This window comes from Verrucomicrobiia bacterium (assembly GCA_035574275.1).
GTDB lineage: Bacteria > Zixibacteria > MSB-5A5 > DSPP01 > DSPP01 > DSPP01.
In genome coordinates this window covers 1-14,180 of the sequence record DATLYY010000074.1, presented here as the reverse complement: position 1 = coordinate 14,180, position 14,180 = coordinate 1, and the positions used below count along the sequence as shown (strand labels likewise).

Below are 14,180 nucleotides of genomic sequence, written 5' to 3'. Positions count from 1 at the left end.
TCATAAAACCAATTTAAATGCTTCGGCCAGCGTGTCCAGCTTGTGAAACGTCAACCCTTCTTTCAATTCCACCGGCAACTCGGAGAGGTCTTTTTCGTTTTTCTTGGGCAAAAGAATATTCCGGATGCCAGCCTGCTTGGCGGCCAGCACTTTTTCGTTCAACCCGCCAATCGGGAGCAGCTTTCCGGATAAAGTAATCTCGCCGGTCATTGCATAACCGGGCTTGACCGGCTTTTTAGTCAGGGCCGAAAGGAGGGCGGTGACCATCGTGATGCCGGCCGAAGGGCCGTCTTTCGGCACAGCGCCTTCAGGGATGTGAATATGCACTTCCAAATTCCGAAAGAAATCCTTCTTCAAGCCGTAAGTTTTATGATTAGCACGCAGGAAAGAGAGAGCGGCCTTGGCCGATTCCTGCATTACTTCCCCGAGTTTGCCGGTCAGCGTGAAGGTCCCGCCCCCGGGCATCAGGGCCACTTCCACCGGCAAAAGCTCGCCGCCGCGCTCCGTCCAGGCCAGGCCCATCGCCCGGCCGACTGCCAGTTTTTTCTCCGTTTCGGTATCCAAATAAGGGGGCGCACCCAACAGTTCAGCCACCAAGGCGGGGGTTACTTCCTTCGGCGTCTTGCCATTTTCGGTCAGTTTGCGGGTGGCCAGCTTGCGCATTACCGCCGCCATTTGCCGCTCCAGTTCCCGCACGCCGGATTCCTTGGTATAGTGCCGGATGATTTCCAAGAGAGCCGGTTCGGTAAAAGCAAGTTTCAACTTTTCGGTTCCCAATTCCTTTGTTAGTTTAGAAAACAGATAGTTTTTGGCAATCGCAAGCTTTTCGTGTTCCAGGTAGCCGGGCAGACGGATGATTTCCATCCGGTCCAACAGGGGCAGGGGAATGCCGTCCTGATGGTTGGCGGTGGTGATGAAAAAGATTTTGGAGAGGTCGCACTCCACTTCGAGATAATGGTCGACAAAGGTGCGGTTCTGTTCCGGGTCCAAAATTTCCAAAAGAGCGGCGGCGGGATCGCCCCGGTAATCGGCGCCCAGTTTGTCCACTTCATCTAAGAGAAACACCGGATTAATCGAATCCGCTTTTTTCAACCCCTGCACGATGCGGCCGGGCAGCGAACCGATGTAGGTGCGGCGGTGGCCGCGGAGTTCGGCCTCGTCCCTTACTCCCCCCAATGACATCCGGGCAAAATTCCGTCCGAGCGCCCTGGCAATGGAACGGCCGAGGGAGGTTTTTCCCACCCCCGGCGGGCCGACCAAGCAAAGAATGGAGCCCTTTTTCTCCTTGGATAATCGCATCACCGCCAGATGTTCCAGGATTCTTTCCTTCGGCTTTTTCAAGCCGTAGTGGTCGGCATCCAGCACGGTTTTGACTTCCTTGAAGTCGGTGACGTCCTTGGTTTCCTTCCCCCAGGGAACCCCCAAGAGCCATTCGAGGTAGCCGCGCACCACGGCCGCTTCGGAGGAATAGGGATACATTTTTTTCAGCTTGCCCAACTCGGCCGTGCCCTTTTCCTTGACTTCCTTGGGCAGGCCCGGAGCAGCCAATTTTTTGGCGAAATCGGCGGTTTCGTCCCCCCCTTCCTCTATCTGCCCCAGTTCTTCTTTAATGGCCGCCAGCTGCTGGCGCAAGTAAAATTCCCGCTGGGTGCGGGTGACGTTTTCCCGCACGGAGGTGTCGATCTCCTCCTCGATTTTCAAAATCTCGATTTCGGCGTTCAGAATTTCCAGCAGGCTGCGCAGCTGGGCAGCCGCCGAGGGAGACTCCAAAAGTTTCTGGCGGATTTCCACTTTCTGCAGAATATGGGCGGAAAAGGTATCCGCCAGACGCTGGGGATCGGTGATGTTGTTCAAATAGAGCAGAATCTCCTCCGGCATCCGGCGGTTCAGCCGCACGTATTCCTGAAAGGCGGAAGAAGCCGAACGGGTCAGGGCTTCCAGTTCGTTCGGGTTGGAGACCTTCTCCGGCATGAGCAGGGAAAGCCGGGCAGAGAAATGCTTTTTCAAGCGAGTCTGTGCGGCGGCGGTGGCCGGCAGGTCGAAGGTCGCCACCGCACGGGCCAACCCCTCCACCAAAACCTTTTGCGTGCCGTTGGGCAAAGGGGTCACATCCTGGATGCGGGCGATGGTGCCGATGGAATACAGGTCCTGCGGCTGCGGGGAATCGATCTCCGATTTTTTTTGGGCGCAGAGGAAAATCTGCCGGTTGGATTTTTGGGCCTCATGCACGGCATCGAGGGAACTGGCGCGTCCGATTAAAAGGGGGTAGGACATTCCCGGAAAGACCACCACGTCCCGCAGGGGCAAAACCGGCAGAAGATCGGACAGGGTTATTTTTTCGTGGTTGTGCTCGATTACACCCAACATTAGGCCGTTTTCCTTTTTGTTCCATAGTACAGCTGCGGCTTCTCTTTATCGAGAATGGATTCCTTCGTGACTGTGCAACGGGTCACGCCTTCGAGGGAAGGGAGTTCGAACATCACCTCCAGCATCGCCTCTTCCAGAATCGAACGCAGGGCGCGGGCGCCGGTTTTCCGCTTTTGGGCCAGTTCCACCACCGCCCGCAGGGCCTCCGGTTCGAAAACCAGCTCGATTCCTTCCATCTCAAATAATTTTCGATACTGCTTGGTGATGGCGTTTTTCGGTTCGGTCAAAATTTTTAAAAGCACTTCCCGATTTAGCTCCTCGAGGGCGCAGACCACCGGCAGGCGGCCCACGAGTTCCGGAATCAGGCCATACGCGAGCAAATCCTCCGGCTCGACAAAAGAGAAAATGGCCCCCTGTTTTTCTTTGGTTAAGACGGAATGCTTGGCGCCGAAGCCGACCGTTTTCTGCCCCACCCGGCGGGCGATAATTTTTTCCAGCCCGTCAAAGGCCCCGCCGCAGATGAACAGGATGTTTTTGGTGTTCAATTGCACAAAATTCTGTTCCGGGTGCTTGCGGCCCCCTTTGGGGGGAATGTTTGAGACGGTACCTTCCAGGATTTTCAAAAGTCCCTGTTGAACCCCTTCCCCGGAGACGTCCCGGGTAATCGAAGGGTTGTCCCCTTTGCGGGCGATTTTGTCGATTTCGTCGATGTACACAATGCCGCGCTCGGCCCGGGCCAAATCGTAGTCCGCGGCCTGTAAAAGCCTCACCAAAATGTTTTCAACATCCTCTCCTACATAACCGGCCTCGGTTAGCACGGTAGCATCGGCTATGGCAAAGGGGACAGAGAGCATTTTGGCCAAGGTTTCCGCCATCAACGTCTTGCCCGTACCGGTGGGGCCTATCAAAAGGATGTTTGATTTATCCAGTTCGACATCGGCGGCCGCTTTGGGGTGGAAAACCCGTTTGTAATGGTTGTACACCGCCACGGAGACCGATTTTTTGGCCTTTTCCTGGCCGATGATGTAACCGTCCAGATATTTTTTTATTTCCGCCGGTTTGGGGAGGGTTTCCAAAGTCGGCAAAGGGGCCGTTGCGACCGGTTTTTTGCCGGCCAGAAACTGTGAACAAGTCACCACACAAGCGTCGCAAATGGAGGCGTCGTAGCCGGTGATCAGAGTCACCACTTCGGCGGCCGGCCGACGACAGAAGAAGCAGCGTTCCTTTGGGCCCGTGGTTTTCTTCGGCATAGCAAAAAAAAGGCGCCCTTGCGCCTCGGATTAAGGTACGGAAACGGAGGGAAAAATCAAGCCCCCGTCATTTGGAATTGGTGCCGTGACCTTTCCGTTTCGATTCATAGATTTCGTCCACCAGCCCGTACGCTTTGGCCTCTTCGGCGGACATAAAGAAGTTCCGGTCCGTGTCCTTTTCGATTTTGTCCAAGGGCTGGCTGGTATGCTTGGCCAGGATGTCGTTTAAGCGCGCCTTGATTGTCAACAGTTCCTTGGCATGTATTTCGATGTCCGTAACCTGCCCCTGCACACCGCCCCAAGGTTGGTGAATCATAATCCGGGAATGGGGGAGGGCGAAACGTTTTTTCGGCGCACCGGCGGCCAGAAGCAAGGCCCCCATCGAGGCGGCCATTCCGACGCAGGTGGTGGCGACATCCGGCTTGATGAACTGCATGGTGTCGTAAATCGCCAGTCCGGAGGTAACCACCCCTCCCGGCGAATTGATGTAGACGTTGATGTCCTTTTCCGGGTCCTCCGCCTCCAGAAAAATCAACTGGGCGATGACCAGATTGGCGATGTTGTCATCGATCGGGGTGCCGATGAAAATAATCCGGTCCTTCAAGAGCCGGGAGTAGATGTCGTAGGCCCGTTCGCCGCGGCCGGTCTGTTCGACCACCATCGGTATCAATTGCATATGCATATCCTTTCTATTTTCCATCCTCATTTTGTATAACGGCATTGGCGAGCAAAAAGTCAATCACCTTTTCCTCCAAAATCGACTCCCGCACGTTTTTGATCCGGCCGGATTTCTTTATAAACTCGGAGGCCTCCTCCGGTTTCATCCCGTAATTGGCCGCAAAACGGGCCATCCAAGCCGACGCATCCGCCTCGGTCACTTCAATTTTCTCCTTCTTCGCCAGGGCATGAACCAGAAAATCCCACTTCATCATCCGCTCGAAAGGGGGCCAGACCTTTTGCTCAAATTCGGATTCGGCCATGTCTTTTCTTTCCTTTTTGATGTCCTCTTTCAGCCGGTCGCGGGAGGCGGAAATAAAGGAGGCCGGGAACTCGAACGGATTTTCCTCCACCAGCCGGTTGCGAAGCTGCTGGCGCAGGGCCTCGTTGGCTTCTTCCCCGGCTGATTTTTCCAGCTGTTTGCGCACGGCCACCACCAGTTCGAGATAGGTTCCTGCGTTCCAGTCCTTCAGCCGCTGGGCCAACGAATCATCCTTGGGGGGTAAAATCTTTTCTTTTATTTCCTTAACCGCTGCTTTGAAGGTAACTGTGGAGCCGGCCAGGTTTTTTTCTCCGTAGTTGGCTGGATAGGTAATCGTGATTTCCTTCACGTCGGAGGCAACCGCACCGGTGAGCGTTGACTTGAATTCAGGCAGGAGCGTGGGTGTAAGCACCACTTCGTAATTTGGAATGTTTTTTTCCTTTATTTTGTTCTGCGAATCGGCGATTACTTCCAAGTCCAGAATCAAAAGGTCGCCTTCACGGGCCTCCCGGCCCACGGCCGACCACTCGCCGGCCTGCTCGCGCAGGTGCTCCATCACCTGCTCCACCTCTTCGTCTTTAACCGGGCGAACCCGGCGGGAAAGGGCCAACCCTTTGTATTTTTTCAGCTCAATTTCCGGGCGGACTTCAAAGCTGGCGGTAAACGAGAGTCCGACGGCTGGATCGTAATTCATTTCGTGAATGGTCGGCTGGGTGATTGGATTTACGTTCTGTCCTTTTTCCAAAAACTCCCGATAGGATTCATCCACCAGTTCGGCGATGGCGTCCTGCGTGGCCGCGCCCAAAAATTTTTGCCGGATGATATCCTTGGGGGCTTTCCCTTTACGGAAGCCCGGAAGGGTGGCTTCGGCCTGATATTCGGTCAAAAACTTGTCGATGCGCGGCTGGACGCGGGCGGGAGGGACTTCCACTTTCAGCGTGCGCTTCCAGTTTTTGTCTTCGGTCAGATTGAATTTCGTCTCGCTCATTTTCGTTCCATTCATAGGTGTGTACGACGGGACCGGATCAACGGGAAATAGCTGCGAAAGGGGGGAGTCGAACCCCCACCCCCGAAGGGACAGGATCCTAAGTCCTGCGCGTCTGCCAGTTCCGCCACTTTCGCGCGGTTCAGAAGGCATACCGCCCCGCCGTTGATTACGGGGAGCAAGCTAAAATACGAAAGTTTGGAGTTTGGGGCAACTTGGCCGTCGCCATCAAAAACAAGGAGCGGGTTAATAACCTCCGCTCCTTGTTTTTAATTGATTCAGCTCTTAGCAGGGGAAAGGAGCCGCCAAAAAGACTCGATTCAACTCCAGGACCACATCCGAAGGAGTAAGACTGCCGTCGCAGTTGACATCGGCAAAGCAAAGGTTGCAGTCGTCGGTTTCCATAAAGACACAATTTAACATCAACACCACGTCGGCGCCACTCCAGATGCTGTCGCAATTCAAGTCCCCTTTGGCACAGGGGCAGCATTGGATACTCATCCGGGTGCTTCCCCAGCCACCGCCCGCCCGAATCAGATATTCGTTTCCCGCCGCAACCGGAAAGGTGACCTGCGAGCGGTTGCCGCAGAAGTCATCATTGCAAACCAGCGGCGCAGACGGTGGGCAAACGCATCCCTCATAAACGGTGATTTTGGTATCAAATGTTGAATACGCGCAAAGGCTTACCGTGGCAAAGCCGCTGCAGGTAGGAGTGTAACAGAACCAGACATCGGGATTGATTCCTTCCAAACAATCTGGCGGGCCGTCCATGGCGGCAAAGCTGGTGCGGAAAAGGTAATCCGCTACCTCTCCTATCGGGGTGGCATTTTGACAACTGTCGTTGGCGGGCGGGGGCGGGCATTTTAACCATACGACATAATCATTCAGGCCGGATGCACAGGAATAGCTGGCCGTGTCCAACGGCTCAACGATGAAATCGTAGGTTCCCGGTTCAAGAAGTGTGTTAATGGCGGCCGTATCGAAAGCGCCGGCGAAAGTGAAAGCGACGACCGTGGAGCTCTGAAGAATTATCAGCAAAATCGGAAATTCGGCCACACCGGCCCACGTGATCGGGAATAGCGGAGTCGGGTAAGAGAAGGTCATACGGTATCCGTCTTCGTCTCTCAAACCGGCCTCTGCCCAGGCCGTGCCGCAGATGGTGTCGCCGCACAGCTCCATAGCCCCTAAAGATGCAGAGTCCATCCCACAGGGTTCGGTTTCCAAAATTGCTGACGGGGGGCAGACAAGGGTTACGGAAGGGTTCTTGGGAGTCGTTTTGGTCTGATGTTTTAGGGCTTGCAACAGCCGGGGTTTGGTTTTTTGGACAAACGTTTCATAACTTTCGCCCACCGCTTGTTTTTCATAGTCAGGATCGTTATCCGGCTGGGCCAAAGGTTTCCCTAGCCCGTGGGATGTTATCGGGGGCTCTTTGGCCGAAGCCGATAGTTGCATACCCAAGTTGACCAGAACTACCGCTGAAAGAAACAGCAGTAATTGCTGCGCCTTGATCGTTGTTTTTAACATGGTAATACCTCCTTAAGCTCAATAGCCCTCCCCGCTACACAGGGAGTCGGGCATTTGACCGGCAAGTGGGGACTGCCATAATAAAATACGCTGGAAATTCTGGTAAGTTTGCGTTTAGTTTCAACGTTTGGCAACGAACTGCTCATAGGCCTGCTTGCTCCTTTCTTTTGCGGGTGTGGAAAACCCATTCGCTCATTAATTAACCCGTTCAAGAAAAGCTTTTCAATGCAAAAAATTTTGCACTTAGTGCCAAAAATTTTGCACTTTGAATATATCCGGAACTTTCCGACCCGGAAGGGTCGGCTGCCTAGCGGGGTATAAAAACAAAGGGCGGGTTTGCACCCGCCCTTTGGCGACATCCAGTTTTTCGAATTAGGTGTCTACAAACCGCACCAAGGGGGAGCGGTTAACCCTGAAAAGACTCGGTTAAGCTCCAGCACCACATCCGCCGGTGTCAGACCTCCGCTACAATTGACGTCCGTAAAGCAGAGGTCGCAATCGCCGGTGATGGTTCCGGTTCCATCGGCGTTGAAGACACAGCGAAGCATCAACACCACATCGGCCGGGGTGAAACTGCTCGATCCATTTAGGTCACCCTTGGCTGCTGCGCAGGCCTTCACCAGCCAGGCCGTGTACTTGTGTGGCCCATCAATACAGAAATATTGACCGAAGGCCGAAAAATCCGGCGCTGCAAAAAACCACCAAGTTCCCGGGGGCAGCGTATCGATAATCGTGGCCGTATCGCAGGAATCGACTTGGACGAATTTATGGAAGGCACCCACCGGACAACCGCTGGTTCCGTCTACGGTACCGAAAAGTAGCGGAAATTCCGCCACCGCACTCCAACGAACAATCGTGGTTTCCGCCAGCACTTTTTGATACCAGTCGGTATCCCGCAGGGTATCGTTGATAAAAGCCGACCCGCAAATGGTGTCGCCAATGTCAATGGGGCTGAAATTGTACGGGAAGTAATTGCAACCGCCGTTGACAATGTCATCCGTTTCGGAACAGGGTTCTCCTTCTGCGATGCCGCCTGGCGGGCACTGAGCGCAGTTGGGTACGCAGTCCATCCAGGCCACGTAGTCGTGCGGCCCATCCACGCAGGCAAAGCCATCGAATACGAACGGTGCAACGAAAAAGACATAGTCGCCGGCCGAAAGATCAGCTGTCACTTGCACTGTGTCGCAAGCGTTGCCGGTCGCAAATGCTATACTGGTGAGAAAGCCGCACCCCGAGGACAGATCTAAAATGTTAATCTGAACGGGAAATTCAGCCACAGCCTTCCAAGTCACGATAGTGTCGCTGGTGAAGCGGTGCAGATACCAATCCGTATCGCGAGTGCCACTTTCTGCTTCCACCGTGCCGCAGATGGTGTCGCCGCAGTTAATCGGACTGTACAATTCCGGAACGAAATTGCACCCGCCGTTGGTGACATCCGGCCCTGGCAGGTAACAGGCCTCCCCTTCCGCAATCCCCCCCGGTGGGCAGGTGACCACACAGGCCGGGCCCGTTCCGCACCAAAAGCCGATGCAAAGGTCATTGCTTGCAGAAGAACCGGAGCCGGTGACCGATTGCCCTACCGAATAGCCCAGATGGCGAGTGGCGGAGGTGCCAAAGCTCTGGCCCCCGCCATTGATGGAGCGCCAGTCTAGGTTATACGGCGTTAAAGCCGGTTTAGCCAAAGGTAGCATTTGCTCCCAGTTGGATGGTTTTTTTGTTGAAAGCAAATCCAGTGGAAAGACCGGCTTTGGCGGTCTGGCAATCCGGTTTATCACCATTCCTTCCGGAGCGCGGTTGGAAGTGGTCAGATATTGCTCCTTTTCCACCGGCTGTGTTCCAGCCCAAGCCGGGGCTATTACCAGCAAAACTGATAAAACAAGTAAAAGCAGGCCAAGTTTTCCTTTTCGAGTCGTTATTTTGGCCCGAGCAGGCCAACCCGGCGGCGCCTTGCATATCTTTTTGTATCTCATCGCAAGTTCCTTTCTTACCGGGTTGGGTTAACGGTTATCGTCCACTACTTGCTGTTTGCCCGACTTGGCCGCCTCTTCCAGTTTTTTTATCCGAGCTTCCAGTTCGGCCATTTGTTGAGCGCGTTCAGCTTCCAGCCGGGCTTTAGAATCTTCCACGGTAATAACTTCCACTTCGCTTGGCAGGCCAGTACCAGCGGCATCAAGAGAAGTTGCTACATTTCCAGCGGCTCTGGATACAACCGGCTTGGTGCTCACCACAGTTCCATAGTTGGTGGGGAAAAACATTGCGGTAATACGCGGCCTTGTTATAAATCCATTGCCCGAGAACTCGTCTCCAACCAAATAGTAGGTATGCGTACCAGCGGCCACCGCCTCTACTTTAGTTATTGCAAAGGACTCGTGGTATGAGCCGGTGGGAGATCCCGACGGTTGGCTGTGAATGGAGAAGTTATCAAAATCCACAACGCCTGATGTTTTCGAAACATAGAAGCGAACAACGGTTGATGTCCCGTTAACGTGAACCAATTCGACGACACCATATGCATTGACTACTATGTAACCCGCTGTCGGTACGGTTATAGATATCGTGTCATAGTTGGTAGCGGGTGTGAGCATTGAAATGGAAAGATTTTTATAGGTGGACGCTATCCCCGGCTCGTTCAGCATTTCCCCGGCGTTGATGGCATCGGCGGGGAGAGTGGCGGCAGCATCTCCGATAACGCCACCCCAAAGTATCAAGGGATACAAACCTGCACCGTCTCCCAGATACAGAGCACCGCCCGGAAAGTTGTCGCCAATGGCAGCAAAATTCAGGAAATTGGAGGGTGAGGCATCATACAAATACATTTCGCCCCAGGACGGTCCCCAGAGGCGGATTTGCTCCAAACCGTCCATTCCGTAGGTGGAAAGCCCATGATTTCCGGGCTCGGACCGCACGGCGGCTTGGCCCGGCACATAGGGGCTTTCAACCTCCAGGTTGTTCGCTACTCGGGTGTGGGGGTTGCTGATAAGTTGAGTTCGAGGTGTGATAATGGCCGCATCCGCTTCCACTTCCAGCCAAAGCCCGGTATTATCCTGAAAGAGGGTTTGGGGCAGCGCCGTGCTTGACCCCAGTTGGTGTGTGAAAAGGCCGCCGGTGGTGGAAATGGCTACGGGCCCTTCGCTCCAGAGCAAGGTTCCGCCTACCGGGGCGTCGTAAATCCTGAAAACGAAGCTGTGCGGGCCGTTCGCCACAGGATTTCCGGCTGGGGTGGTCAATTTTCCCTGAAAATCCAGCAAGTTTGGCACAGAGGAGGATATTTGTGCCATAGCGTGTAGAGCAAAAACCAACATGGCCATTAACAGGGTTGTAAAGAGCAAAGCTGTGCGTTTCATTGTGTTCCTCCCTTTGTGGGGTTGAAAGCGACTTCGGTTTCCCCCTTTTTCGGTGCTTTGGCGAAGGGGCGTGTGCTTTAACTTTAAATCAATGCTTGGATGCCCTCGTGTCTCACCTCCTTTGGAGAAAAGGGTTTTCTTGACTCGACCGATTTTGCCCGGTCGATTTTTTTAAAAATAGACATACTTCACCCCTTGCCGCATCCCCCTCGGCATAGGCCATGGAACTTCGTTTTGAGACAGAGGAAAATATATCCATATTAGAGCCGGAATGTCAAGTCATTTTTGATGCGGCCAGCCCGGAAAGCTTTAGATCCGAGGAGTGCAGGGAGGGAAAGAGGCGCTGTTGAAAACAACGGAAAGCTGCAATACCATCTCCGAGAGGATTTGGTTGTCGTTGTCGCCTCGCCCGAGTTTCTCGATGATTTTGTTGCGGCATGTAACCAGTTGAGGAATTACAGACTTGCCAAGATTGCGCCGGGGACAAAAAAAGCGGGCAGGGGTTTCCCTGCCCGCTTTTCAAATATTTTCCGAATCAGCAGGGGAAGGGCTGGCCATTGAAGACCGCCAAAAGCTCCAACACGACGTCTGAAGGAGTGAGCGGTGTAGGCCCTCCACTGCAGTTGACATCAGCGTAACAGGCGTTGCAATCCCCACCAACCGTGCCAACGCCGTTGCCGGTGAAAACGCAGTTCAGCATCAATACCACATCCGCCGGCGTCAGCGGGGTCGGTCCGCCGGACCCGTTCATATCCCCCTTGATGGCCGCACAGGCTGGCGCTCCGGCAGCGGCTCCGTACCAGAAACCGATTCCCATTTGGTAGGAGGAAGATGTTGCGTAACCTGCCACCGATTGACCAACGGAAAGCCCCAATTGATAATTGGTCGATGAGGCATTAATGGCCCCCCCGCCATTGATGGAAAGCCAATTGAGTTGAAAGGCTTGGGGAGAAACCGAAGGCATGACCGGGGGTGCCGGTTTCCCTGCCGTTTGTCTGGTGAGCGGAATTGACCGCACCTGCTGAATTTCCTCCGGCTCCTGAACCGGCTTGACATCGGCAATAGTTACAACCGCCAAACTCCACACAAATACAAAACCCGATGTTACGAAAATCGATAAGCGTTTCATGCCGTCCTCCCTTAATGACTGGCTAACAGCCAGTTTTTTCGCCCTTTCCGGATGATTCCCTACCCTCACAGGAAATATAATCAAAGGAATCCATTTGTCACGTCGTTTTTCCACCATCAGTTGCTCAGGGATCGCAGGGGGGGGGGCGTTTAAGAACACAGCGTTGAGCGCCAGCACGATGTCCACCGGGCCATAGAGCCCGTCGCAGTTCAAGTCTGCTACTTCCGGGGGGTCCACTGGTTCAAGGAGGAAAATGAAACCCAAAAGCAGCACGATGTCGGCTGCGGTTAACAAACCGTCCCTGTTGGCATCTCCCAGTTTCAGCAAGGTGAAGCGGAAAACTTCGCTGCTTTCGATACTTAGACTGGCATTATCAGACGCTCGGACTTTCCAATAGTAAAGCCGGCCGCGCGCCGCTAACGCTCCCGCTTGAACTGTGTACGAACTTGTTAGGATATCACTGGCGGTGAAGGCGGAATCGAAATTAGCAAAGGGGGAGACCAGCACTTCGTACGTAACGCCGTCAAACGGGTCGGGATCGAGGGCGTCGGCCCAATCCAAAGTGGGCGACTTGGTTACAGTAAACGAACTGTCGCTGGGAGCAAGAAGCGAAAAAGCAGACGGCGGTTCGTTGACGGCATTGATGTAAAAGTCTTGGATGGCCGAAAAAGAGGACCGGGCTCCTTTTGAGTCCACCGCCCGTACGGCCCAGTACCAATGGCTGTTTTCCGCCAAACTATCCAGTGGAACAAAAGTGGTTTCACCGGGCGGGGTGGCGTATCCAAACTGGTAATTTCCAGCAATTTCCCCGTCGGTATCAATCCGAAGATGATACAGCAAGCTGGAGGGGGGATCCCCTGGATCGGGGTCGGAGGATTGGAACCAAGAGAAATCCGGCTTGTGTGTTACGAGCACGACCCCACCGGATGGCATAAAACCGCCCGGAACCGGGCGGGGAGAACTGTCCGCCAAGTTTAAATAAAAGTTTCGCTGTCCGCTGGTATAGTTCGAAACACCGCCATGATTGTCCACCGATCGGACCCGCCAGTAATACAGGGAATCGTCCTTTAAATTGTCGTGGTCTGTCAAATGGCTTAGTTGGACGGCCAAGGCATTCGGAAAAGCCTTTGCCGTGCCCCTCGCTAAGATGTTCTCGTCGATTCCATTCTGATCCACTTCGGGATTCGAAAAATTAGAATTATCGTCGATTTGCAGTTGATACGTGATTTGATCCCCTGGATCCGGATCGGAACCTTCGAGCCACACCAGATAGTCAAACATACTCATATCGGAACCGCTGGGGGGAGAAATATCCAAGGGCATTCCCGGTGGTGCATCCACACGAAAACTTCTCGTTTCAAGCGAGAAGGAGGTGTCATTATCCGGAGTGATGGCGCGCACTTTCCAGTAATACGTGGTTTGGATTGCAAGGTCAGACGGCGCCTGCCAGGTGGTGTCGGACAGAGGGGGGGAGGTGTCGGTTGGTGTGAAGAAGGGATTGTCGGCCAGAAGTACCGTGTAAGTGGCTGGAACGGTGGCCGAATCCCGCAAGGTGTTCCAGAGAAAGATGGGTCTCCGGTCCGGAACCACGGCTTGGTCCGGCGGAGCAATCAAGTCCAGTTGAAATGCCACGCCCACTTGGAAGACACCTTTTACAAAGTGGACTTCCAAGTCCCGCGGTTCGGTGTTTGTAAATTGCACGGAAAGGGTCACCCGTCCCGAATCAAACTCCACGGTCCCCACCTGTGCCTGACTTGAAACCGTGTCAAATTTTAATTCCCATATTGGTTTTCGGACCGCATTAGGGGGCTCAATGGAGGTCGGATCGGACGGATCGAATCCGGCCGCCACCAGAAAGCTGTCCGGACTGATGCCGTTATACCTGGTCACATTGGCGGCTGCAAAAAAACGCAGGGTTCCAGTCAGGGGAATCACCATACCGTTGAACGTCCGGGGACGCGACAAAATCATATACGCCCCGCCGGAGGTGGAAGTCTCTATCAAGGGCAGAGTAAGATAGGTTAATGAATCCCGATTGGTAATCCAAACCTTCATCCGCACCACGCCGCTGCCGCTGGCGCCGGCGATTGGAGCGACAATTTTTGATTCCAGTATGACCGAATCTCGCGGGTCCGGTTGAGCGGAAAGTTGTCCGATCGTCCAGCAAAGAACTGCGAGCAACAAAAGTCCCGTTTTGCGCATAGCCGGCCTCCTTTTTTACTGTTATACTGCTTTTACTTTCGCCTAAAGATGGCAATCGCCCGTTTATGTGTCAAGGGGAATAACTCTTTTTTTTGTACAGTACCCAGACATGGGTAACACTTGTTAGTTTTGGGTTTGGAATGAAAAAACAAGGAGGGTACCCGTGCCTGGTGAGGGACAGTATACGCCGATTCGCTGGCGGTTGCAATGGATTCGGGAGCATGAGGGTGGTCGGCCGGTAGCCGGGATTTGCCGCCGCTATCCGATTCGGCCCAAGACGTTTTACAAGTGGTGGAAGCGGTATCGGCAATCGGGGAAGGATCCGAAGAGTTTGGCGGACCGTTCCCGAAGGCCGCATCGGTCTCCGCACCGAGCGGGCAAGGCACTTTCCCGACGGGTC

Annotated in this window: 9 protein-coding genes and 1 tRNA gene; 1 reads left to right on the top strand and 9 read right to left on the bottom strand. The window is 54.1% G+C overall.

Annotation, left to right across the window (positions count from 1 at the left end):
- The 9 genes from lon to VNL73_10125 all read right to left on the bottom strand — a co-directional run bounded on the left by lon (position 1) and on the right by VNL73_10125 (position 13,780).
- Entirely contained in the window at positions 1–2,367 is a 2,367-nt protein-coding gene (lon, locus tag VNL73_10165; protein ID HXF49769.1) for an endopeptidase La, read from the bottom strand.
- A complete protein-coding gene (clpX, locus tag VNL73_10160) occupies positions 2,367–3,617 on the bottom strand; it encodes an ATP-dependent Clp protease ATP-binding subunit ClpX (GenBank protein ID HXF49768.1) in 1,251 nt (416 codons plus the stop codon). Before clpX ends, lon begins: the two co-directional genes overlap by 1 nt.
- Before the next feature lie 67 nt (positions 3,618–3,684).
- The gene (clpP, locus tag VNL73_10155) at positions 3,685–4,293 is read right to left on the bottom strand and encodes an ATP-dependent Clp endopeptidase proteolytic subunit ClpP (protein ID HXF49767.1); all 609 of its coding nucleotides are present in this window, start codon (positions 4,291–4,293) and stop codon (positions 3,685–3,687) included.
- A 13-nt stretch (positions 4,294–4,306) separates the two neighbouring features.
- On the bottom strand, positions 4,307–5,584 hold the full coding sequence (gene tig, locus VNL73_10150; protein ID HXF49766.1) for a trigger factor: 1,278 nt from the start codon (positions 5,582–5,584) through the stop codon (positions 4,307–4,309).
- Between the two features lie 52 nt (positions 5,585–5,636).
- Positions 5,637–5,718 (bottom strand) — tRNA-Leu (locus VNL73_10145).
- A gap of 148 nt (positions 5,719–5,866) precedes the next feature.
- Positions 5,867–7,105 (bottom strand): hypothetical protein, encoded by a 1,239-nt coding sequence (locus VNL73_10140; protein HXF49765.1) that lies wholly within the window; start codon positions 7,103–7,105, stop codon positions 5,867–5,869.
- 380 nt (positions 7,106–7,485) lie between these two features.
- Positions 7,486–8,970: a hypothetical protein gene (locus VNL73_10135; protein ID HXF49764.1), complete on the bottom strand. Its 1,485-nt coding sequence runs from the start codon at positions 8,968–8,970 to the stop codon at positions 7,486–7,488.
- Positions 8,971–9,102: 132 nt separating this feature from the next.
- Positions 9,103–10,449, bottom strand: coding sequence for a hypothetical protein (locus tag VNL73_10130; GenBank protein HXF49763.1), 1,347 nt, complete (start codon positions 10,447–10,449; stop codon positions 9,103–9,105).
- 535 nt (positions 10,450–10,984) lie between these two features.
- Positions 10,985–13,780 (bottom strand): hypothetical protein, encoded by a 2,796-nt coding sequence (locus VNL73_10125; GenBank protein ID HXF49762.1) that lies wholly within the window; start codon positions 13,778–13,780, stop codon positions 10,985–10,987.
- A gap of 163 nt (positions 13,781–13,943) precedes the next feature.
- On the opposite strand from VNL73_10125, the gene VNL73_10120 reads away from it, so the two are divergent.
- Positions 13,944–14,180, top strand: a 237-nt coding sequence (locus VNL73_10120) for a helix-turn-helix domain-containing protein (protein ID HXF49761.1), incomplete at its 3' end; no start/stop codon positions are given.